The organism is Pseudomonas azerbaijanorientalis (assembly GCF_019139795.1).
Classification (GTDB): domain Bacteria; phylum Pseudomonadota; class Gammaproteobacteria; order Pseudomonadales; family Pseudomonadaceae; genus Aquipseudomonas; species Aquipseudomonas laurylsulfatiphila.
Genome location: NZ_CP077078.1, coordinates 351620 through 374623, shown reverse-complemented (window position 1 = coordinate 374623; position 23004 = coordinate 351620). Strand labels below are relative to the sequence as shown.

Sequence of the window (23004 nt, the reverse complement as noted above, 5' to 3'; positions counted from 1 at the left end):
CGAGCCTGCTCGCGATGGGCTGCGCAGCAGCCCCCGGCGCCATGGCGTATATTCGGTGAATCCAAATTGCCTGCGCAGCCGACCATGAAACAAACACCCATCGACCTCGAACAGATCACCACCACGACCCTGGGCCACTACAACGCGGTGGCCGAAAGTTTCCGTGAAGGGACGCGCGATCACGACGTCAGCCAGAACATCGATTCCCTGTTGCGGCACATCCAGGCTGAGGCGCCTTTCGACATTCTCGATTTTGGCTGCGGACCGGGTCGTGATTTGCAGACGTTCACCCGCATGGGCCACACAGCCGTCGGTTTCGACGGTTCGGAAAAATTCGCGCAGATGGCCCGGGACGACAGTGGTTGCGAGGTATGGCAGCAGGACTTTCTGAAGCTCGATCTACCGGCCGAGCGTTTCGACGGGATCTTTGCCAATGCGGTGCTGTTTCATGTTCCGCGTCAGGAACTACCGCGGGTGCTGAAGCAGTTGTGGGGAACGCTGAAACCGGGTGGGGTGTTGTTCAGTTCCAATCCCCGTGGCGAGAATCAGGAAGGCTGGAATGGACCGCGTTATGGGTCGTATCACGACCTGGCGGCCTGGCAGCAGTTGCTGATCGAGGCGGGTTTTGTGGAGTTGGAGCATTACTACCGGCCGGCCGGGCTGCCGCGGGAGCAGCAGCCTTGGTTGGCGAGTGTGTGGCGCCGCGTTGAATAGCAAAAGATCGCAGCCTGCGGCAGCTCCTACAGGGGCAACGGTGTAGGAGCTGCCGCAGGCTGCGATCTTTTGACTTTATTGCACCTCTTTCTTCGGCTCGCGAATCTTGTACCAGGCCACATACAGCGCCGGCAAAAACAGCAGCGTCAGCAAGGTGGCGATGACGATCCCGCCGATCATCGCGTAGGCCATCGGCCCCCAGAACACTTCCCGGGCAATCGGGATCATCCCCAGGCTCGCCGCCGCCGCGGTCAAAAGGATCGGCCTGCGCCGATGTTCGGTGGCCTGCACCACCGCATCCCACGGCGCATAACCCTTCTGCTCGTACTCCTCGATCTGGGTCACCAGGATCACCGAGTTACGGATGATGATACCGATCAACGCGAGAATCCCGAGGATCGCCACGAAGCCCATGGGCGTGCCTGTCGGCACCAGCGCGATCACCACGCCGATCAGCCCCAGCGGCGCGACGCTGGCCACCAGGAACAGCTTCTGCACGCTGTGCAGCTGGATCATCAGGAAGGTCGCCATCAGGAACAGCATCAGCGGCACAACCTTGGCAATCGGGCCCTGGGCCTTGCCGCTTTCCTCCACCGTACCACCGGTGGCGACCTTGTAGCCCGCCGGCAGTTTGGCTGCGAACGCGTCGATGAACGGCTTGAGGATTTTCACCAGGTCCGTCGGCTGGATCTCGTCGCGTATCGCCGCCTTGATGGTGATGGTCGGCAGGCGATCGCGACGCCACACCAGCGGCTGCTCCAGTTCGTAGCGCACCGTGGCGAACGCCAGCAGCGGAATCGACGTGCCGTTCGGCGTGACGATTTGCAGGTTCTGCAGGGTTTCCGGCGTTCCACGCTCGGAATCCACCGCACGACCAACCACGTTGATCAGGTAAATGTCGTCATCGACCTGAGTCACCGACTGGCCGCTGACGATGCCGTTCATCAGGTTGGCCACATCCTCGGAAGACAACCCCAACTGCCGCGCCTTGTCCTGGGCGATGTCGATGCGCAGCACTTTGCCCGGTTCGTTCCAGTCGTAGATGATCTCGCCAACGTGCGGGTTCTTGTCCAGCTCAGTGGCCAGGTCGATGGCATGTCGGCGCACCTGATCGATGTCCTTGCCGCTGATCCGGTACTGGATCGGACGCCCTACCGGCGGGCCCATTTCCAGTGCCTGGACATAACTGCCGATGCCGACGAAGTCGTTGCGCAAGCGCTCGCGAAGCTTGTGCATCATGGCCTCACGGGTGTGGCCTTTGCTGACGATCACCAACTGCGCGTAGAAGGGGTTCTGCAGTTGCTGGTCCAGTGGCAGATAAAAACGGATGGCGCCCTGCCCGATGTAGGTGCTCCAGCGCTCGATGTCCGGGTCGTCCTTGAGCGTGGCTTCGAGGCGATCGACAGCCCGGCGGGTTTCGTCGATCGAGGCGTTTTGCGGCAGGTTCAGGTCCACCAGGATTTCCGGCCGGTCCGAAGACGGGAAGAACTGGTTCTGCACGAAGCGCATGCAAAACAGCGCCAGCACAAAACACAGCACCGTAATGCCGATGGCCCACCAGCGATTGCGCATGCACCACAGCAGCCCGCCGTTGAACGCCTTGCCGATGCGCCCGGGTTCGCCTTCATGGGGTTTCACCTTGGTGCTGAGAATGTGCACGCCGATCACCGGCGCAAACAGAACCGCCACCACCCACGACACCAGCATCGCACAGGCAATCACCGCAAACAGGGTGTAGGTATATTCACCGGCCGAGCTGGCGTTCAAGCCGATCGGCACGAAGCCCGCCACCGTCACCAGCGTACCGGTGAGCATCGGGAACGCCGTAGAGGTGTAGGCGAATGTCGCCGCCTGCTCCTTGGTCTCGCCCAACTCCAGGCGCGTGACCATCATTTCCACGGTGATCATCGCATCGTCCACCAGCAGGCCAAGGGCGATGATCAGTGCACCGAGGGAAATCCGCTGCATGGTGATGCCGCTGTACTCCATGAACACGAACACCATCGCCAGCACCAGCGGGATCGAGCAGGCCACCACCAGCCCGGCGCGCACGCCAAGGCTGACGAAGCTCACCACCAGCACGATCACCACCGCCTCGAACAGCGCGCTGGTAAAGCCGCCGACCGCCTCTTCGACCACCACGGCCTGGTCGGACACGTTGTAAATGCCGACGCCCACCGGCAGATCGGCGGTCAACTCGTCAATACGGGCGTGCAAGGCCTTGCCGAACGCCTGGACGTTGCCACCCTTCTGCATGGCAATCGCCAGGCCGATGGCCGGTTTGCCGTTGAAGCGGAATTCCGGCGAGGCCGGATCGACGTAACCGCGTCGGATTTCGGCAATGTCGGCCAGGCGATAGTAGCGGTCGTTGAGCTTGAGGTTGACCTCGGCCAGGTCTTTCTCCGAAGCGAACTTGCCTGACGTGCGCACCGAAATCCGCTCTGGCCCGGCCTCGATGACACCCGCCGGGGTCACCGCGTTCTGAGATTGCAGGCTCTGCACCACCTGACGCTCATCGATGCCGAGCGCTGCGAGTTTGCGCGTGGAGAAGTTCAGGTACAGCACTTCGTCCTGCTGGCCGACCATTTCGATCTTGCCCAGCCCCGGCACACCGCGAATCTCCATGCGGGCCTGTTCCACGTAGTCACGCAACTGACGCTGGGTCAGGCCGTCGGCGGTGAAGGCGTAGATCGACCCGAAGACGTCACCGAACTCGTCGTTGAACGACGGCCCCTGTATGCCTTGCGGGAACTGGTATTTGATGTCGTTGATCTTCTTGCGCACCTGGTACCAGATTTCCGGGATGTCCTTGGCACCGGTGGTGTCGCGCAGGTACACGTACACCGTCGATTCGCCGGGGCGCGTGTAGCTTTTCACGTAGTCGAGGGAGTCGAGCTCTTCGAGCTTTTTCTCGATCCTGTCGGTGATCTGCTTGAGGGTTTCCTCCTGGGTCGCTCCCGGCCATTTGCTCTGGATCACCATGGTTTTGATGGTGAACGACGGGTCTTCTTCGCGCCCCAGGTTGAAATACGAGAACACACCCATCAGCAACGCGACGAACATCAGATACCAGATGAACGACTGATGCTTGAGGGCCCATTCCGAGAGGTTGAAAGGCCCTTTCATTGACTGTCCTCGTCGATTTTCACTTGCTGCCCCGGTTTGAGGCTGTTGACACCGGCACTGACCACCCGCTCGCCGTTCTTCACGCCGTCTGACAGCACCACGGTGCTGTCGGTGCGGCTGATCACGGTGACGTCACGGGGGGAGACGGTTTTACTCTGCGCGTCGATCACCCAGATGCGCGGCTTGCCATCGACCTCCTGCAGCGCGGTGGCAGGCAACTCGATGCGCGGCTTGACCGCCGTGCTCAGGGTGACGCTGATGGCCGTGCCCAAACGGAAGCCCTGTGGCGTTTCGGCCAGGGTCAGGCGGGCACGACGGGTGCGTGTCGCGCTTTGAGCCTGGGGTTCGATTTCACGGATGACAGCGGTGGTGTTGATGCTCGGATCCAGTTGCGCAGCGACCTGAAACACCACATCGCTGGGCAACTGATCAACGAGGGTATCGGGCAGGTCGATCACCGCTTCCTTGATGTCCGGTTGCGCCAGGGTCACCACTTGCTGACCCGCCGTCACCACTTGCCCGGCCTCGGCGCTCCACGCGGTGACCACGGCTTTATGGTCGGCACGCAGTTCGGTGTAGCCCAATTGGTCTTTGCTCTGGCTGACGGCCGCCCGGGCCTGATCGAGGGAGGCCTGGGTGGTTTTCAGGTCCGTGTTGGCCGCGTCGAGTTGCGCTTGCGCGCCGACCCCGCGATCGAACAGGGCTTGTTGACGCTGGGCACTGGCCTTGGCATTGATCAGTTGCGCCTGGATTTTCGCCAGGTCGCCCTGGGCCGAACGCAATTGGTTCTGCTGATCGGAAGGATCGAGGGTGGCGAGCAGCGTCCCCTTTTCCACTTCGGTGCCGACATCGACGTTACGGCTGGCGATCCGCCCGCCCACGCGGAAGCCGGTATTGCTTTCATAACGCGCCTGGATGCTGCCGGCGAAGCGGCCCAGGTCCTCTTCGTTCAAGGTCTGGACCTTGATCGACAACACCGGTCGTACCGGTGCCGGCGGTGGTTCGCTTTCGGAACAGGCGCTCAGCACCAGCCCGATGGACAACGCCCATAAAGGCTTCATGGCTTGGCTCCCCACGTCAGATCCTTGTTAGTGTCTTCGGCAATCTCGACGTCCATGTCAGGGTGCAAGAGTTGGCCGCCCGCGATGATGACTTTGTCGCCGTCTTTCAACCCGCCGCTGATGATGACCTTGCCGGTCAGGTAGCGGCCGACAGTGACCGAATGCAATTGGGCCTTGCCCTTGTCGTCGACAATCCAGACAGCGGGTTCACTGATGTTTTTGGTCAGCGCCGACCACGGCAACTCGATGACCGACTTGCCCGACCCCTTGGCCGTGGCACTCACCACCGAGCCCAATTGCATGCCGTCGGGCAGACTGTTGAGGCCGATCTTGACCTGCACGGTACCGGATTGCGCCGACACCGCCGGGGTGATTTCGCGCACGGTGCCGGTGGTTTTGATCGCCGGGTTGTCGAGCAGACTCAGGACAATGGTGTCATCACTCGGTTTCTCGGCCAGCAGGGATTCATAAACGTTGAACACTGCATCGCGGTCGCCGTCACGGGCCAGGCTGAAGATCGGCATCGTCGCCTGAACCACCTGGCCGACCTCCGCCTGGCGCTCGGTAATGATCCCCGGCGCATCGGCGATCAGCGCCGTATAGCTCAACTGATCCTTGGCATTGGCCAGCTGCGCCTGGGCAGCGCTCAGGGCGCTCTGGCTGCTGTTCAAAGCGGCCTGGGCCGAGTCATATTCACTCTGGCTGGTATAACCCTTGGGCAAGAGTTTTTGCTGGCGTACGAATGCCGCCGCGTTCTGCTTCACCCGCGCCTGTTCGGCGGCCACTTGCGCCTGCGCCGAGTCGACGTTGCTCTGCAAGTCCTTGGGGTCGAGCCGGGCCAGCACTTGCTTGGCGGTCACTCGATCGCCGACGTCAACCGAACGCTGGATGATCTTGCCACCCACACGGAAAGACAGCTCCGTCTGTATCCGCGCCTGAATATCACCGGTGAGGGTAACCGGGGCCGCGTAGTCCGTCGGCTTGACGACTTGCACGAACACCCGTGGCAGGTATTCCTGTACGGGTTTTTTCTGGTCGCAAGCCGTCAGCAGGGTGACGACACTCAAGGCCATGACTACTTTGAATCCGGGAACCACCATGCAAACTCCTTGGCCTTTTTCATGTACAGCACGACAGAGAGCTTAGAACAGGACAGCAACCTTGCACGAGCGTCTTATGAAGAAAAAATTCACCCGGCCTTACGTCCAGAACACTTGCCCCAGACACCTGCCCGTAGCGGACAATGGGCGTCGCTCGACCCCGCCACAGGACCCCACATGCTCAACACGCTCGCGGTAGCCAACTACCGCTCGATCAACAAACTGGTGATCCCGCTGGGCCGACTGAATCTGATCACCGGCCCCAACGGCAGCGGCAAGTCCAACCTGTACCGTGCGCTGCGCCTGCTGGCGGAAACCGCCCACGGCGGCGTGGTCAATGCCTTGGCCCGTGAAGGCGGGCTGGATTCGACCTTCTGGGCCGGCCCGGAAACCCTCTCCCGGCGCATGCGCACCGGCGAAGTCGCCATCGAGCCCACTGTGCGCCAAGGCGTCAAGCGCCTGCGCCTGGGGTTTGCGGGAGAGGATTTCGGCTACTCGATCAGCCTCGGCCTTCCCGATTCCAATGGCCATTTCATGCTGCCCGGGCACAGCTCGCCGATCCCGTCCTATTTCAGCCTCGACCCGCAGATCAAACGCGAATGCCTGTGGGCAGGCGCGTTCTACCGCCCGGCCAGTCTGCTGGTCGATCGTGACGGCCCGATGATCCGCGCCCGCGCCGAGCGCAAGTGGGATGTGCTGGCGCAGCACACGCCGACGTTCGACAGCCTGTTCGATCAGGTCGGCAGCCTGCGCGGTTCGCCTGAAGTGCTGGAGATGCGCGAGTTCATCCGCCGCTGGCGCTTTTACGATCATTTTCGCAGCGATGCCGACGCCCCGGCGCGTCAACCGCAACTGGGCACTCGCACGCCGGTGCTGCATCACGACGGACGAGACTTGGCGGCCGCCTTGCAGACGATCATCGAAATCGGCGATCCCGACGCCTTGCGGGCGGCGATCAGCGACGCCTTCCCCGGCGCACGACTGAACATCGACCCCCTGCCCGGTGGACGCTTCGCCATCGAGTTCTTTCAGGAAGGTTTGTTGCGGCCGCTGTCAGCCGCCGAGCTGTCGGACGGAACCTTGCGTTACCTGCTGCTGGTCGCGGCGCTGCTGACGCCACGGCCACCGACACTGATGGTGCTGAACGAGCCGGAAACCAGCCTGCATCCGGATCTGCTGCCGGCGCTGGCACGCTTGATCATCCGTGCCTCGGCGCAGTGCCAGGTGTGGGTGGTGTCCCATGCCCGGCGCTTGATTTCGGCGTTGCAGGAGGACCCGGACTGCAACTGCATCGTGCTGGAGAAAAATCTTGGCCAGACCGGGATCGTGGGCCAGCGCATGCTGGATGAGCCGGCATGGTATTGGCCGGATTGAACGGCGCGTGATTTGCCGGGATGAGGGAAGACGTCTATTTTCCCTTGCGGCGTAGGAAGGATCTTTTTTTCGAAACACAGCTCCAAGGACGAACCACTTTTGGCCAGACTCCCGGCCAACATCTCACAAGGACGAGAACATGGCAGACGTAAAAACGCCGCAACGGCTGGATCCGCAGGACATTCTGAAATTATTGATGGCGTTGCGCAGGGCGTTGAAGGCCGGGCCGGCCTGATTCATAAAACCAAAAAAGATCGCAGCCTGCGGCAGCTCCTACAAAGGTTTGCGTGGACCCTGTAGGAGCTGCCGCAGGCTGCGATCTTTTGATCTTCAGTCGCAAAAAAACGCCGACGCTAAATCAGCCGTCGGCGTTTGAAACCTTGAAGGGGTTTGCTTCGCGAATCAGAACGCTGGCAATACCGCGCCGCTGTACTTCTTCTCGATGAAGGCTTTCACTTCCGGGCTGGTCAGGGCCTTGGCCAGTTTCTGGATGGCGACGCTGTCCTTGTTGTCCGGACGGGCCACCAGGAAGTTCACGTAAGGCGAGTCGGCACCTTCGATCACCAGCGCGTCTTTAGCCGGGTTCAGGCCCGCTTCCAGCGCGTAGTTGGTGTTGATCATGTCCAGGTCGACCTGATCCAGCACACGCGGCAACATTGCGGACTCAAGCTCCTTGAACTTGAAGTTGTGCGGGTTCTTGGCGATGTCTTTTGGCGTGGCCAGGGCGTTTTTCGGGTCTTTCAACTCGATCAGGCCAGCCTTCTGCAGCAGGATCAGGGCACGGCCGCTGTTGCTGCCTTCGTTCGGGATGGCAATGGTCGCGCCGTCTTTGAGCTCAGCCAGGGTTTTGACTTTCTTCGAGTAGCCGCCGAAAGGTTCGACGTGCACACCGATCACGGTTTCCAGGTGAGTGCCTTTGCCTTCGTTGAAGCTCTTGAGGTACGGCAGGGTCTGGAAGTAGTTGGCGTCCAGACGCTTCTGGTCGACCTGCACGTTCGGCTGAACGTAGTCGGTGAAGACTTTGATTTCCAGGTCCACGCCTTCTTTGGCGAGGGTTGGCTTGATCAGCTCAAGAATCTCGGCGTGTGGAACCGGGGTTGCCGCAACCACCAGTTTTTCGCCAGCCTGGGCCAGGCCCGCGGTCAGGGCAGCCGCCAGTGCGGTGAACAACAGAACCTTTTTCATGCAGTGTCCTTATCGAAAATCACAGTCGCTTGTGGCGACGGCTTGAAGATGAGAGTGCCAGTGAAGTGCTATCGCTGGCGTGAAGCGGACAATACCGGGATTTTTTATTCCCGAACAATAACGTTTATTCAGCTTCATATTCCATTTTGTTCATACAACCCTATAGGAGCTGCCGAAGGCTGCGATCTTTTGACTTTGATGGCATTGAGGCCGCCGAAAATCAAAAGATCGCAGCCTTCGGCAGCTCCTACAAAAGCCGGGCGTCGCGCAGGAGGTTTTTCAAGGCTGTTCGTTCGGCGGCTGATCCATTGTCGAGAATCTGCTTAATCTGACTTTCGATCTGCGCCAGCGGATCAGGCAAATTCAAATGCTCCGGCAAAATCTCGTCGCCCGTACTCACCAGCAGCGCAAAGTGAATGACGTTTTCCAGCTCCCGGGTATTGCCCGGCCAACTGTGGCGCTCAAGCACAAGCTGCGCCGCTTCGCTGATCAGCGGCACCGGCAGGTCGAGGCGCTGGCTGTAGATGCCGAGGAAGTATTCGGCCAGCGGCAGAATGTCCCCCGTACGCTCGCGCAGCGCCGGCAGTTCTAGCGGGCCTTCGCTGAGGTAGTGATAGAGCCGTTCATGGAATTTTCCGGCGGCCACCGCCTGGGCCAGATCGATGCTGGTGGCCGCCACCAGCCGCACATCCACCGGGCTCGGTTGCTGGGCGCCGACGCGGGTGACTTCGTGGTTCTCCAGGGCGGCGAGCAGCTTGATCTGGATCGGTAGCGGCAGGTCACCGATTTCGTCCAGGTACAGCGTGCCGCCGTTGGCCGAACCGAACCAGCCGGCACGACTGCTCGCCGAACCGCTGTAGCTGCCCGCCGCATAGCCGAACAGCTCGGCGTCGGCGTAGGTTGGGCTGATGGCGCCGCAGTTGACCGACACGAACAACCCGCCGCGATCACTGGCGCGGTGGATATGTCGGGCCAGCAACTCCTTGCCGGTGCCGGTTTCGCCCCGGATCAGCACCGAGACTGAACGCGTGGCCAGTTGCTCAAGGTCTTCACGTAATTGCCGCGAACGCGGATCGACAAACACCAGCGCCTTGGCGCGGATGCTCAGGGGACTTTTTTCGGCGTCGGGAAAGGTCAGCAGTGGCTGACCGAAGGTTTCAAAGCTCATGGCAGACTCCCGCCCAAAACCGCCGGGAGACGGGGGCGTTAAATAAAGAAAGTGTTCAAGCGCGGCGCAGGGCGTGGTGTTCCATGCGGTTTTGCAGGCGATAAAGATAGGCAAAACCCTGCTCCCAACGCTGGTGACCGGACTTCACGTTGATATGCCCCGCCCCCGCCAGGATCCCCGCCTCGGCACCCCAGTTGCGCGCCAGCTCCAGGGCTCGCGGCGCACTGACGGCGCTGTCGTTGTCGGAACTGACAACCTGGCTCGGAAATGGCAGCAGGTCCGTCGGGATCGGCGCGAAGTTGCGCAAGGCCGGCGCACAGGCCGGGCGCTCGACATCCGCCGGTGCGACCAGCAGGGCACCGCGCACCTGACGCAGGAATTGCACAGGCGCGGTGGCCGCCCAATGGGCGACGGTGATGCAACCCAGGCTGTGGGCGATCAGGATGACCGGCGTACTGTCGGCGGCAATCGCCTCGGCCAGCGCCGCGACCCAGTCTTCACGGCGCGGCGTCAGCCAGTCGGCCTGCTCCACCCGTGCGCTGTTCGGCAGGCTGTTCTGCCAGTGGCTTTGCCAATGATCTTCTGGCGATCCTTTCCAGCCCGGCACAATCAGGTAGCGAATTGATTCGTTGCGCATGGGGGAGCTCTCCTGCTGCGTGTCTGTTCCCGGTCGAGTATAGGGAGGAGAGTTATATTCGTTAAGGAATAAGAAGCTATTTATTAAGACCTATATAGAATATAAAACACATAACCTGTGGGAGCGGGCTTGCTCGCGAAGGGGCCCGGACATTCAACATCGATGTCGATTGATCCACCGCCATCGCGAGCAAGCTCGCTCCAACAGGGAACAGTGTGTTCGCGAAAGTTGAAGCAAAAAAAAGGGGCCGCACCCTGCCAAGGAGACGGCCCCGGAAAACGAAAATCTGTTAACGCGCAGTGATCACCGACAGCTTGGTAATCCCCGCCCGTTCAATCGATGCCATGGCCCGCGCCACCTCGCCGTAATTCACACCATCGTCCGCCTGCAACTGCACGCGCACCTCGGGGTCCTTGGCCTTCGCCGACTTGAGGTTCAATTCCAGCAAGTCCGGCTGTATCTCGTCCTTGTTGATAAACAGCTTGCCGGCACCGTCGATGCTCACCACCAACGGATCCTTCTGCTCCACCGGCGCCACCGCTTCGGTCTTGGGCAGGTTGATCGGAATGGCGTTGGTCAGCAGCGGTGCGGTGACGATGAACACCACCAGCAACACCAGCATCACATCCACCAGAGGCGTCACGTTGATCTCGCTGAGCACCTCGTCAGTGTCTTGCGTGGAGAAGGCCATATCAGGACGCCTCCTTCACTTTCTGCGCGTTGCCCTGGGCCACCACCTTGTGCGCCGTCGGGTGGATCAGTACGCGGAACGAACTCTTCTGCGCCAGGCTGTAGAAGTCGTGGGCGAAGTCATCCAGATCAGCCGCCGTCAGTTTCAAGCGCCGCAAAAAGTAGTTGTAAACCAGCACCGCCGGCACCGCGACGGCGATCCCCACCCCCGTGGCGACCAGTGCCGCGCCAATCGGCCCGGCGACTGTTTCAAGGCTTGCCGAGCCCGCCGCGCTGATGCCTTTCAACGCCTCCATGATTCCCCACACCGTGCCGAACAAGCCAATGAACGGCGAGGTGCTGCCAATACTTGCGAGCACTGCCAACCCGGTTTCCAGTGACCGGCGCTCGCGCACAATCTGCTGGCGCAAGGCTCGCTCCAGACGATCCTGATGGTTGATCGCCTGGCTCAAGTCAGCCGCCTGTGGCGTCTCGCCCACCTGGATGGCCGCATAACCGGCCTGCGCCACCCGGGCGGCCGCGCCGGGCCGGGTTTCGCTCAGTTCGGCCGCCGAGTCGAGACTCGAAGCGGCCCAGAACTGCTGATGAAACTTTCGATCCTGTGCCTTCAGGCGACCGAACTGCACGCCCTTGAGCAATGCCAGGCCCCAGGTCGCGACGGAAAAAACCACCAGCAGCCAGATCACCGCGCTTTCGATGGATTCAAGTGGAGAGGCCAGTAACGTCATGATGTATTCCTCGTGTAAACGTTTCGCGCGAAATTGGTTTCTGTTTAATGAATCTTGAAATCGATGGGCACGCTGACCCAGCCGTCCCGGGCGACATCACCTTGCTTGGCCGGCACAAAACTCCAGCGTTTCACCGCGTTCAGCGCGGCGTCGTCCAGCGCATCGCGACCGCTGCTTTTCTGGATCTGGATCTCGCCGGGCTTGCCGCTGGCCAACACATGCACGCGCAACAACACGGTGCCTTCCCAGCCGCGACGCTGGGCCAGCGACGGGTATTCCGGTGCCGGGTTTTTCAAGTAGCCAGCGGTGGCAGAGGCCGGTGTCACAGGCGCTGGGGCCGGTGGTGCAGGTGGCGCCGGGGCCGCGACAGGTGCTGCCGGCTTCGCTGGCGCGGGTGGCTGCTCAACGGCTTTTGGCGCCGGTTTCGGTAGCGGTTTGGCGACCGGTTTGGGCTTGGGAACCGGCTTTGGTGGAGGCGGCTTCACCGCCAGCTCATCCTCCACAGGCGGTGGCGGCTCAATCACGGGTTGCACAGGTTGCGGTGGCGGCGGCTCGACCACTGGTGGCGCCGGTCGCGAGAATTCGATGGTCATGGGCGGGACTTCTGGCGGCACGATCGGCAGTACCGGTGTCGCTTGCTGATTGACCCAATAGATCACCGCGCCATGCACCAGCAACGCCAGCACGCCCAGCACGATTGCTTCACGCCGGCGAAGGGCGCCTTTGGGGGTTCGCTGCAAACGCAACTGCCCCAAGGGCACCCGGTGCGGTCGGCCGAGGTCGACCAATTCGCCACCGGGTGCCTGGCGCCAAAGCACCTCATGTGCACCGGCGGCGATCTGGACATTGCCCATTGTTTAACTCCCTGCGGTCTCTTTGCGGATAACCGGAACGTCGTGCTGAACATCCCCCGACGACGCCCCGGTAGAGCAATCATTGGCTTGAACGCTTAGCTCTTAAAGTAATGTTTAAACTTATATTTAGAACCAATACGAATAAACAAAACCCTCAACCCACCGCCAGAGCCCGCCGTTCAAGGGCTCCGGCACAGTGGAAAAAATCCGATGCTTTTCGGGCATTGAAAGTATTCATTCGAAGCATGCTTTTCGCCGTCAGAAGTCGTATCGGCCGGTCACACCGAGCGTGCGTGGCGTACCGGGCAGACCTTCATAACCACCATTGGCGGCCGTCCACAGCGTCGTGTAGTAGGTTTTGTCGAAGGCGTTTTTCAGCCACAACGAAACGTCCCACTGCCCCTGGTTGAAGTCGCCGCGCAGACCGGTGGACAGGTTGACCACCGCATAACTCGGGATCTGCCCGAAGTCGGAGTCTTCCACCGTGCCCACCGCTTTGGAGCGGAACGCATAGCTGGCGGTGACGTACTCCTCGAAGCCGTTGCTCAGGTTCCACTTGTATTCGCCGTTGGCGTTGCCGATCCATTTCGAGGCGCCGACCACTTGATGCCCGGTCAGGTCGCAGGAGGCTGGAGCACCCGGCCTCAGGCTGACTTCCGGCGGGCACGGTGCATCCTTGTAGGAGAGGTAGCTGACGTCGTTGTACGAACCGTTGATGTTCAGCGTCAGGCCGCGCAGCGGGATCAGGGTGCTTTCGAACTCCACGCCACGGGAGCGCACGGAACCGGCGTTGGTCAGGTATTGCACGCGATTGACGTCGTCATAGGCGTTGGTCTGATAGCCGTTGACCTGGGTCCAGAACAGGTTGGCGTTGAGTTGCAGGCGACGGTCCCACAGGGTGCTCTTGAAGCCGAGTTCGGCGTTGTTGGCGCGCTCGGTGCCGATCAGCAACGAGTCGGCACCGGCCACTGGCGCCATACCGACGGCCAGGTTGACGCCACCGGATTTTTCGCCGTGGGACAACGTGGCGTAGGTGAGCAGGTCGTCGGTGAGGTGGTAACTGAGGTTCAACAGGCCCGAAGGACTGGAGCTGTACTGGTTCAGATCGCCGGAATCGTAGGCCCCCGCACGAGCACGTCGTGCCGCGGCCGCCGCGCCGGTGACTGCGGCACCACCGGCGGGCGCATTGCGGGTCACCCAGGCGTTTTTCTCTTCATAGGTGCCGCGCAGGCCGGCAGTGAAATCCAGGCGTTCGGTCAGGTGCCAGGTGCCCTGTGCGAACAGCGCGAAGCTGTTGGTTTCGATATGACCGTTGCCGACACTGTCGATGTTGTTCAGTGCACCGGTGGGCGTGCCACTCCAGATATCTGCTTGCGGCCCGTAAAAGGTGAAGGATTTGTTGTCCAGGTCGGAGCCGAAGTAATAGGCGCCGAGCACGTAATCGAAGAACCCGCCGGTAGGCGACGCCAGGCGAAACTCCTGGGAGTACTGCTTGTCCTCCACCGAAACCCCGGCGTTGTAGAAGACGGTTGCGTTCAGGCCGTCATCATTGCGCGGGGTGAAATTCCACCAGCGATAGGCGCTGATGGACGTCAGGGTGAAGTCGCTCGGCAGCGTCCAGTTGGCCTCCACCGATGTGCCGCCCTGATGCACGGTGACATGCTGGTCGTTGTTCAGGTTGACCTTGCGGTGGGTGCCGTCGACCAGTGTCGCGCCCGCGGCATTGGCCCGGGTCTGGTATAGGTTGGTGCCATTGATGGTCGGCCCGGTGTTGAACAACACGCGGGTGCCGGCGCTGGAATCTTCTTCGTTGTAGTCGCCGATCCAGCGCAGGTTGAACGATTCGTTGGGCTTGAACAGCAACTGGCCACGGAAGCCATCGCGCGAGCCGCCGTTCAAATCGTGGCCGTCGAATTCGTTCTTGATATCGCCGTCGCTGCGGGTGCGATACGCAGAAAAGCGCCCGGCGAGCTGGTCATTCAGCGGGCCGGAAATCGTGCCCTTGGTCTGGAAGTAGCCGTCCTCGCCCACCGAAGACTCGATGCTGCGTTCCGGGGTGAAGGTCGGCGCGCGGGTGCTGATGTTGATCACGCCAGCGGTGGTGTTCTTGCCGAACAAGGTGCCTTGCGGACCGCGCAGCACTTCGAGCTGCTCGATGTCCATCAGGTCGAATACAGCCATGCCCGGCCGGCCGAGGTAAACGTTATCGAGGTACAGACCGACACTGCCTTCCAGGCCATCGCTGGCCGGATTGTTGCCCAGGCCACGAATCGACACGCTGGACTGGCGCGCATGCATGTAGGCGACATTGACGCTGGGCACCAGTTGCTGCAAATCCTGGATGCGATAGACCCGCTGGGCTTCCAGGGTCTGGCCGCTGACCACGCTCATCGGGGTTGGTACGTCTTGCGAGCTTTCTTCGCGGCGGCGGGTAGTAACCGTCACGGTTGCCAGTTGGGTATTGTCGGCCGTGGCGGTTTTTGCCGGAGTGGTTTCAAGGGTGGCGCTTTCGGCCGCATAGCCTTGGGTCCAGCTGGCACTGCCTGCCAGTAACAGAGCCAGGGGCAGGCGTTTGAGCCGTTGTGGAGAGTGGGTTGGGGCGAAATGCAACGGACTCATAAGGCGGGGTTCCCGATCAGAAGAAATGCTTTATTGCTTGCCAGGCCGCCATCGCGAGCAAGCTCGCTCCCACACTGATCCTGTGAACACCGAAGACCCCCTGTGGGAGCGAGCTTGCTCGCGATAGCGTCAGTTCAGACGCCGCCGATATCCGTCCCTTTCACGGTCTGGCTGACCTGCCCGTTCACACCCACCGGCACTTCACCCTTGAGCGTCACACGGCGCACGATCCGGTCCTGGGTCCCGTAGTCATCCACCGCATAATGCTGGGTCGAGCGGTTGTCCCAGATCGCCACGTCACCGGCCTTCCAGCGCCAGCGCACGATGTTTTCCTGGCGGATCACATGGCTTTGCAGCAACCCGAACAGGTGCGCCGAATCGGCCTGGGAATAGCCCTTGATGCGTTTGACGAAATGCCCCAGCAACAGGCTCTTCTCGCCGCTGATCGGGTGCACGCGCACCACCGGGTGTTCGGTTTCGTAGACAGTCGAGGTGAAGACCTTGCGATAGCGCTCCAGCTTCTCCGCCGAGACGTCCGGCCTGGTGCCGGCGTAGTCGTATTCGTTGCTGTGCACGGCGACCAGTTTGTCGGCCAGCTCACGCAGCTCCTCCGACAACCCGTTGTAGGCGGTGGCGGTATTGGCCCACAAGGTGTCGCCACCGAAAGCCGGGGCCACCACCGAGCGCAGGATCGAGGCTTTGGGGTAGGCCTCGACGAAGGTCACGTCGGTGTGCCAGGAGCTGGCTCGCTGGCCTTCGGCACCGTCCAGTTCCAGCAGAAAACGCGTGCCTTCACGCACCGGCACGGTCGGGTGCGCCACCGGTTCGCCGAGCAGATGGGCGAACGCCTCCTGGCGCTGATCGTCGAGTTGGGTCTGCTCGCGGAAGAAGATCACTTTGTATTGCAGCAGCGCCTGTTGAATGGCTTCAACGGTGGCGGCATCCAGTTCGCCGGAAAGCTGTACGCCACGGATTTCGGCACCGATGCGACCGGCCACCGGATGGATTTCAAGCGCGTGAACAGCGGGTTGTACTGCGAAAGCGGCATTGCTCATGGGTAGACCCTCATCAGACTGCTTGCGGTTGAACCGGCCGCGAAACACTGCTCTATCTATATTCTATTTAGATCTAATAGATATCTATATGCTTCGTTGACGGAATAAGAGGTTGCATTTAAAACCTCAGTCAACCCTCGTCGCAAATGCCTTCGAGCTATTTTTAGGATGCCGGAAAAGCATATGGATCTTCGCCAGTTGCGTTACTTCATCGCCCTCGACGAACACCGCAGTTTCGTACGTGCGGCCGAGGCCATGGGCATTACCCAACCGGCCTTCAGCCGCAGCATCCAGGGGCTGGAGCAAGAGTTCGGCTGCGTGTTGGTGGACCGTGGCAACAAGGATTTGCGCCCGACCCCAGAGGGCCTGGTGGTGCTGCAACATGCCCGCAGCCTGGTGCAGGGTGCGGCGCTGCTCAGCGCCGAAGTGACACAGATGACCAAGCTCGATGCCGGTGAACTGCGCTTCGGTTGCGGCCCGGCGCCGGCGGTAAAACTGGTGCCGGAGGCGGTGGCGCAATTCATCAATGCACACCCGAAAGTGCGCACCTGCTTTGAAGTGGATAACTGGGAAAAACTCAGCCGCGCCCTGAGCCGCGAGGAGATCGAATTCTTCATCGCCGACATTCGCCATTTCGAGTCCGACCCGAACTTCCAGACCCAGGCGCTGACGCCCAAGCGCGGTGTGTTTTTCTGTCGTCCTGGGCATCCGCTGCTGGCCAAGGAGAGCCTGTCGACCAACGACATGTTCGATTACCCGCTGGCGGCCACGAAGATCCCGCCAGGCATTCGCAAACTGCTGGCGAACCTCAGTGGGCGGGTGGATTTTTCGCCGACCATCGAGACCGAACATTTTCCGGCGCTGGTGAAAGTTGTGCTGCAATCCAACGCCATCGGCGCGGGCACGCAAGAAGCGTTCATCGAGGACATTGCCCAGGGTTCGCTGGTGCTGCTGCACTGGCGTAATTTGCCGCAGAACATCGAGAGCATGAATGCGCGGTGCGGGATTGTCAGTCGCACCGGGTTCCGGTTGTCGCCAGCGGCGCGGGCGATGATCGAGACGCTTGTGGCGGTGGATAAACAGCAGATCAGCGTCGCGGTTTAGGGCCTCTTCGCGAGCAAGCTCGCTCCCACAGGGGATCGTTGTCGGACACAAGTTTGTGTACGACTCAAATCTAATGTGGGAGCGAGCTTGCTCGCGATGGGGCCAGTGAGCTCACTGAAGATTCAGAGCTTGGCCGCAGCCAACTCCGGCGCCACCCAATCGCTTACCTTGAACGACTTGCGAATCAGCTTCTGCTGCGAAGCCAGGTCCACCGCATCCTGCAATTTGCCAAGGAACACCGGATCGAGCGTCGACGGGAACACCTCGCTCAGTTTCTGATCCTTCAGATCCTGGCTGAGAATCACCGGCGGGTAACTCGCCAACCCTGAAACCAGCTGAATGTAGGCGTCCTTATTGCTGTCCTGGGTCAACCACGCCACCGCTTGCTGTTGAGCCTTGAGCAACGTGGCGACCGCCTCGGGGTGCTCGTCGACGAATTTTCCGGTCCCCACCAACACGGCCTGCACACTGCCGGCGCCGCCCAGGTCCTTGGTGGTCAGAGGCAACTCGGCCAGTCCTTTGGCCTGTAATGCGGTAAGCCCGGAACCACCCCAGGACGCATCGATCTGTTTCGCCGCCAGCGCCGCCACCGCCGCGTTGAAGTCCAGGTTGATGACTTTCACATCCTTCTCGCTCAACCCCTGACTGGCCAGCGCCGCATCGAAGGACAACTGGCTGGCCGTGCCACGGAAGATCGCCACGCGTTTGCCCTTGAGGTCTTGCAGGGTCTTGATCCCCGAACCCGGTACCACGCCGAGGTAGTGCTTGACCCCGCGCGCCGAGGCGCTGAGCAATCGCGTATCCAGACCATTGGACTTGCCGATGATGGCTGCCAGGTCGCCGAGGTAGGCCAGGTCCACCTGACCGTTGGCGAACGCCTCGTTGATCACCGGGCCTGCGCCCTTGAAAAAGCTCCACTGAATCTTGATGCCTTGATCGGCAAAGGCCTTTTCGAAGATCTGTTGATCGCGCAACACATCCACTACACCGCCACCACTGTGCTGAGTACCGGCGCTCAGGTCCGGCACGGCGATGCGGATTTCCTTGAGCTCACCGGCGTTGGCCGTGAAGGCCAGCAGACCCGCCAGGGCCGGTGCGGCGAACAGGCTGATGACACGTTTGAAGGGAAGGTTCATGGGTACGGCTCCTTGGGGCAACGGGCGTTGATGAGCCGAAAGTAGGCCGAATCAGAATCAACACTTAAATACTATAAATTCACATTTTTATAGCTTTTAGATCTATATCAACCCCTACGGGCCTTCCGAACACGTATGCAAAAACAGCATCAAAAATATTCTTCGAAGGCATTGGATGTGCGCGCGCTCCCAAGCCTTAAATGGCCTTGCTTATCCCTAAATAGAATTGATTTTTATTTTTATAGATCAATTTTGCATACACATTAAACCCTGTGGGAGCGAGCTTGCTCGCGATAGCGGTGTGTCATCCAGCACATAAGTCGCCTGACACACCCTCATCGCGAGCAAGCTCGCTCCCACAAAAAGCAGGCTTGCATTGCAACCCGACAACGGAGGTCACCCATGGCCCGTGTTTCCCTTCTGAGCCTGCCGCTGGCCTCACCCCGGCTTGATGGTCGACGGCATTGGCCGACACTGAGCCAGCGGCTCTTGCCCTGGCTGCTGCCCTTCAGCCTGTTTGCCCTCTGGTGGCTCGCCAGCCGTAACCACTGGATGAGCGAGCAGATCCTGCCGGCGCCGACCCTGGTCTGGAGCAGCGCCGTTGAGTTGTCCCAAGGCGAGTTGTGGAGCCATTTGTGGATCAGCCTGCAACGCTTGTTCTGGGGGCTGCTGGCCGGGATCAGCGCTGGTGCAGTTTTGGGTGCTGCGCTGGGTTTCAGTCGTCGACTGGAGCGCCTGGTATTTCCCACCTTCGCCGGGTTGGCGCAAGTCCCGACCCTGGCCTGGATTCCCTTATTCATGGTGTTTTTCGGCATCGGTGAAGTGCTGAAACTGGTGGTGCTGATCAAGGCCATCGTGGTGCCGGTGACCCTGCACACACTGGTCGGCGTGCGCGATGCGCAACCCAGGCTGCGCGAAGCCGCCGCCGTGTTGCGCCTGCCCGGACTACTGTTGATCCGCCGCCTGGTGCTGCCCGCCGCGCTGCCGGCCTTCATGGCCGGTGTACGCCTTGCGCTGGCCGCCGGATGGACCTCGCTGCTCGCTGTCGAACTGCTCGCGTCCAGCGAAGGCATCGGCTACCTGATGGTCTGGGCACGCCAGTTGTTCATGCTCGACATCGTCTTCGTGTGCATTGTGGTGATCGGCTTGATCGGCGTGGCGATGGATCGTGGCATCGGTCTGTTGGACAGGACGCTGGTGCACTGGCCGCACCCGGCCACCGCCGAAATCCGTCGTGGCCCGCGTTATCAAGGCTGGCAACGGCTGCAACCGTGGCTGCTGCCACTGGCGCTGCTGGCGGTGTGGCAACTGAGCTCGGATCAGCAGTGGATTGACCCGAACATTCTGGTCAGCCCGCTGGCCGTCCTGCACACCACCTGGCATGGCCTGCTCGACGGCACGCTGGTTGGCGGCATGGCCCTGAGTTTGGGCCGAACCCTTGGCGGGCTGCTGCTCGGTGGCGGGCTCGGCTTTGCTCTGGGCCTGCTGCTGGGACTGTCGCGCACCAGTGAACGCGTGCTCGGCCCGACCCTCGCCGCCCTCCGCCAAATCGCCATTTTCGCCTGGGTGCCGCTGCTCACCGCGTGGTTCGGCCTGGGGGAATTGGCCAAGTGGGTGTTCGTCGCCCTCGCCGCGTTTTTCCCGCTGTTCATCGCCACCCAACGCAGCGTCGCCAATCTCTCGCCACAACTCAACGAGGCTGCGCAGGTGTTGCGCCTGAACCTGCCCCAGCGCCTGCGCCGGCTGGTGTTGCCGGGTGCGGCGCCAGGGATTTTCGCAGGGCTCAGGCTGAGCCTGATCTACGCCTGGCTCGGCACCATCGGCGCCGAATATTTCATGCCGTCCAACGGCGGCATCGGCAGCCAGATGATCGGCGCCCAGCAACTGCTGCGCATGGACCTGATCATGGCCGGCATGTTGCTGGTGGGCCTGACCGGCGCCCTGCTCAACCTCATTGGCCAACGCCTGGAAATCCGCGCCACTCGCTGGAGACACGCATGAACGCACCGATTGTCAGCTTCAATCACGTGGGCAAGACCTTCGACGTCGACGGCTTCGAACTGGAGGCCATTCGCGAATTCAACCTGGACATCGCCGAGGGCGAGTTCGTCGCCATCGTCGGCTCCAGCGGTTGCGGCAAATCCACTTTGCTGCGGCTGCTGGTGGGCCTCGACAGGCAATTTCGCGGGCAGATAAGCGTCGACGGCAAAGCCGTCACCGGCATCGGTGGCGAGCGCGGCATCGTCTTTCAGGAACACCGTTTGTTCCCATGGCTGAGCGTGGCCGACAACATCGGCCTGGGCCTGGTCAACGAGCCTTTGAGCGCCGCGCAAAAGCACCGGCGTATCCATGACTTCATCGAACTGGTGGGCCTGGGCGACTTCGCCCGTGCCTATCCGCACCAGCTCTCCGGCGGCATGGCGCAGCGCGTGGCCATCGCCCGAGGCCTGGTGGCCAGCCCGCGGATTCTGCTGCTGGACGAGCCCTTCGGCGCCCTCGATGCGCTGACCCGCCAGCAGATGCAGGACGAACTGCTGGCGATCCGCGCGCGGGCAAAAATCACCACAGTGCTGGTCACTCACGATGTCGAGGAAGCGATCTTCCTCGCCGACCGCGTGGTAGTGATGGAGCCGCGTCCCGGGCGGATCAAGCAAGTGGTCGACATTGCCCTGCCCCATCCGCGCCAGCGCAGCAGTTTCGACTTCCACCAATTGCGCGAAGAACTGCTTCACGAACTCACCAGCGACGGTCACTACCAGCCTCCCGTGCCGGTGCAGGTCCGCGATCTGCCGCTGTCCTTCATTGCCTACTGAAAAAGGAAATTTTTGATGCCGCAACGTCCCAATTTTTTAGTGATCCTGGCCGACGACCTGGGCTTTTCCGACCTCGGCGCCTTCGGCGGTGAAATCAATACACCGAACCTCGATGCCCTGGCCAACAATGGCCTGCGCCTGACAGATTTCCACACCGCACCAACCTGTTCGCCGACCCGTTCGATGCTGCTCACCGGCACCGATCACCACATCGCCGGCATCGGCACCATGGCCGAAGCCCTGACCCCGGACCTGATCGGTAAGCCAGGCTACGAAGGGCACTTGAACGACCGCGTGGTCGCCCTGCCCGAGCTGCTGCGCGAGGCGGGTTACCAGACGTTGATGAGCGGCAAATGGCACCTGGGCCTGACCGCCGAATTGGCGCCCCATGCCCGGGGTTTCGAGCGTTCGTTTTCGCTGTTGCCCGGTGCGGCCAACCATTACGGCTTCGAGCCGACCTACGATGAAACGACGCCACGGCTGCTGAAATCCACGCCGGCGCTGTATATCGAAGACGACCAGTTCATCGACGAACTGCCGAAAGATTTTTATTCCTCCGACGCCTTCGGCGACAAGCTGCTGCAATACCTCAAGGAGCGCGACCAGACCCGGCCGTTCTTCGCCTACCTGCCGTTTTCCGCACCGCACTGGCCGTTGCAGGCACCGGCCGAGGTGGTGGAAAAATACCGCGGGCGCTATGACGCCGGCCCTGAAGTGCTGCGGCTGGAACGTCTGGAAAAACTCAAGAAGCTGGGATTGATCGAGGCCGATGTCGAGCCGCATCCACTGATCCAGCCGAGCGCACAGTGGGATGCGTTGAGTGATGAGCAGCGGCAGATTTCCGCGCGGGCCATGGAAGTTTATGCGGCGATGGTCGAGCGCATGGACTGGAACATCGGGCGTGTCGTCGATTACTTGCGCCAGCAGGGACAACTGGACAACACCTTCATCCTGTTCATGTCCGATAACGGCGCCGAAGGGGCGTTGCTGGAGGCTTTCCCGAAATTCGGGCCGCAGCTGCTGACCTATCTCAACCAGCATTACGACAACAGCCTGGACAACATCGGCCGCGCCAACTCCTACGTCTGGTACGGGCCGAACTGGGCGCAAGTGGCGACCGCGCCGTCGCGACTGTTCAAGGCCTTCACCACCGAAGGCGGGATTCGCGTGCCGGCGCTGGTGCATTACCCGCAGCTGCCGCTCAAGGGCCAGATCAGCCATGGGTTTGGCACGGTGATGGACATCACGCCGACCATTCTGGATCTTGCCGGTGTGCGCCATCCGGGCAAGCAATGGCATGGCAAACCCGTGGCGGACGTTCGCGGGAAGTCGTGGCTGGGGTTCCTGTCGGGCGAGACGGCGCACGTGCATGACGAGCACACCGTGACCGGGTGGGAATTGTTCGGTCGGCGGGCAATCCGCCAGGGGCAATGGAAGGCGGTGTACATCCCGGGACCGGTGGGGCCGGCGACCTGGCAGCTGTATGACCTGGGCAGTGATCCAGGGGAGATTCATGACCTGGCGTCGAGCCAGCCGCAGCGGCTCAGTGCCTTGATCGAGCATTGGCAGCGGTATGTGGATGAGACTGGGGTGATCTTGAGTGAGTCGCCGTTTCAGCCGGATTGATGCTGCCTGAACCG

General features: G+C 61.4%; 18 protein-coding genes. 6 read left to right on the top strand and 12 right to left on the bottom strand.

Annotation, left to right across the window (positions count from 1 at the left end; all coding sequences use genetic code 11):
• Positions 1-84: 84 nt before the first annotated feature.
• Complete coding sequence (locus KSS91_RS01665) at positions 85-714, top strand: class I SAM-dependent methyltransferase (protein ID WP_217836864.1); 630 nt, start codon at positions 85-87, stop codon at positions 712-714.
• A 75-nt stretch (positions 715-789) separates the two neighbouring features.
• Here KSS91_RS01665 and KSS91_RS01660 read toward each other — a convergent pair whose 3' ends face one another.
• Genes KSS91_RS01660 through KSS91_RS01650 form a run of 3 tightly spaced genes read right to left on the bottom strand, consistent with a single transcriptional unit; the run spans position 790 to position 6001 of the window.
• Positions 790-3840, bottom strand: a complete 3051-nt coding sequence (locus tag KSS91_RS01660) for an efflux RND transporter permease subunit (RefSeq protein WP_217836863.1) — start codon at positions 3838-3840, stop codon at positions 790-792.
• Positions 3837-4901: an efflux RND transporter periplasmic adaptor subunit gene (locus KSS91_RS01655; RefSeq protein ID WP_126048578.1), complete on the bottom strand. Its 1065-nt coding sequence runs from the start codon at positions 4899-4901 to the stop codon at positions 3837-3839. Before KSS91_RS01655 ends, KSS91_RS01660 begins: the two co-directional genes overlap by 4 nt.
• The gene (locus KSS91_RS01650; protein ID WP_015092997.1) at positions 4898-6001 is read right to left on the bottom strand and encodes an efflux RND transporter periplasmic adaptor subunit; all 1104 of its coding nucleotides are present in this window, start codon (positions 5999-6001) and stop codon (positions 4898-4900) included. Before KSS91_RS01650 ends, KSS91_RS01655 begins: the two co-directional genes overlap by 4 nt.
• A gap of 177 nt (positions 6002-6178) precedes the next feature.
• Here KSS91_RS01650 and KSS91_RS01645 point away from each other — a divergent pair, with 177 nt between their 5' ends.
• Positions 6179-7375 carry an AAA family ATPase gene (locus KSS91_RS01645; RefSeq protein WP_217836862.1) on the top strand — a complete coding sequence of 399 codons (1197 nt, stop codon included), beginning with the start codon at positions 6179-6181 and terminating at the stop codon, positions 7373-7375.
• A gap of 402 nt (positions 7376-7777) precedes the next feature.
• Here KSS91_RS01645 and KSS91_RS01640 read toward each other — a convergent pair whose 3' ends face one another.
• From KSS91_RS01640 to KSS91_RS01605, 8 genes are all read right to left on the bottom strand, one after another.
• Positions 7778-8560, bottom strand: coding sequence for a MetQ/NlpA family ABC transporter substrate-binding protein (locus tag KSS91_RS01640; protein ID WP_007972924.1), 783 nt, complete (start codon positions 8558-8560; stop codon positions 7778-7780).
• Between the two features lie 247 nt (positions 8561-8807).
• Positions 8808-9728, bottom strand: coding sequence for a sigma 54-interacting transcriptional regulator (locus KSS91_RS01635; RefSeq protein ID WP_217836861.1), 921 nt, complete (start codon positions 9726-9728; stop codon positions 8808-8810).
• 55 nt (positions 9729-9783) lie between these two features.
• Positions 9784-10365 carry an alpha/beta hydrolase gene (locus KSS91_RS01630; protein ID WP_217836860.1) on the bottom strand — a complete coding sequence of 194 codons (582 nt, stop codon included), beginning with the start codon at positions 10363-10365 and terminating at the stop codon, positions 9784-9786.
• A 289-nt stretch (positions 10366-10654) separates the two neighbouring features.
• A complete protein-coding gene (locus KSS91_RS01625; protein WP_015092994.1) occupies positions 10655-11056 on the bottom strand; it encodes an ExbD/TolR family protein in 402 nt (133 codons plus the stop codon).
• Between the two features lies 1 nt (position 11057).
• Positions 11058-11783 carry a MotA/TolQ/ExbB proton channel family protein gene (locus tag KSS91_RS01620; protein ID WP_217836859.1) on the bottom strand — a complete coding sequence of 242 codons (726 nt, stop codon included), beginning with the start codon at positions 11781-11783 and terminating at the stop codon, positions 11058-11060.
• Positions 11784-11827: 44 nt separating this feature from the next.
• A complete protein-coding gene (locus tag KSS91_RS01615) occupies positions 11828-12637 on the bottom strand; it encodes an energy transducer TonB (RefSeq protein WP_217836858.1) in 810 nt (269 codons plus the stop codon).
• A 258-nt stretch (positions 12638-12895) separates the two neighbouring features.
• A complete protein-coding gene (locus tag KSS91_RS01610; protein ID WP_217836857.1) occupies positions 12896-15256 on the bottom strand; it encodes a TonB-dependent receptor in 2361 nt (786 codons plus the stop codon).
• A 134-nt stretch (positions 15257-15390) separates the two neighbouring features.
• Positions 15391-16311 (bottom strand): TauD/TfdA dioxygenase family protein, encoded by a 921-nt coding sequence (locus KSS91_RS01605; protein WP_217836856.1) that lies wholly within the window; start codon positions 16309-16311, stop codon positions 15391-15393.
• Positions 16312-16494: 183 nt separating this feature from the next.
• Here KSS91_RS01605 and KSS91_RS01600 point away from each other — a divergent pair, with 183 nt between their 5' ends.
• Positions 16495-17415, top strand: a complete 921-nt coding sequence (locus KSS91_RS01600) for a LysR family transcriptional regulator (protein WP_217836855.1) — start codon at positions 16495-16497, stop codon at positions 17413-17415.
• Between the two features lie 122 nt (positions 17416-17537).
• Here the strand turns inward: KSS91_RS01600 and KSS91_RS01595 are convergent, their stop codons facing one another.
• The gene (locus KSS91_RS01595; protein ID WP_015092988.1) at positions 17538-18551 is read right to left on the bottom strand and encodes an ABC transporter substrate-binding protein; all 1014 of its coding nucleotides are present in this window, start codon (positions 18549-18551) and stop codon (positions 17538-17540) included.
• Positions 18552-18953: 402 nt separating this feature from the next.
• Here KSS91_RS01595 and KSS91_RS01590 point away from each other — a divergent pair, with 402 nt between their 5' ends.
• From KSS91_RS01590 to KSS91_RS01580, 3 genes are read left to right on the top strand one after another with little or no spacing between them, the layout of a single operon-like run.
• Positions 18954-20552, top strand: a complete 1599-nt coding sequence (locus KSS91_RS01590) for an ABC transporter permease (RefSeq protein ID WP_217836854.1) — start codon at positions 18954-18956, stop codon at positions 20550-20552.
• Complete coding sequence (locus KSS91_RS01585; RefSeq protein WP_217836853.1) at positions 20549-21364, top strand: ABC transporter ATP-binding protein; 816 nt, start codon at positions 20549-20551, stop codon at positions 21362-21364. Before KSS91_RS01590 ends, KSS91_RS01585 begins: the two co-directional genes overlap by 4 nt.
• 15 nt (positions 21365-21379) lie before the next feature.
• Positions 21380-22990 (top strand): arylsulfatase, encoded by a 1611-nt coding sequence (locus tag KSS91_RS01580; RefSeq protein WP_217836852.1) that lies wholly within the window; start codon positions 21380-21382, stop codon positions 22988-22990.
• Positions 22991-23004: the final 14 nt, after the last annotated feature.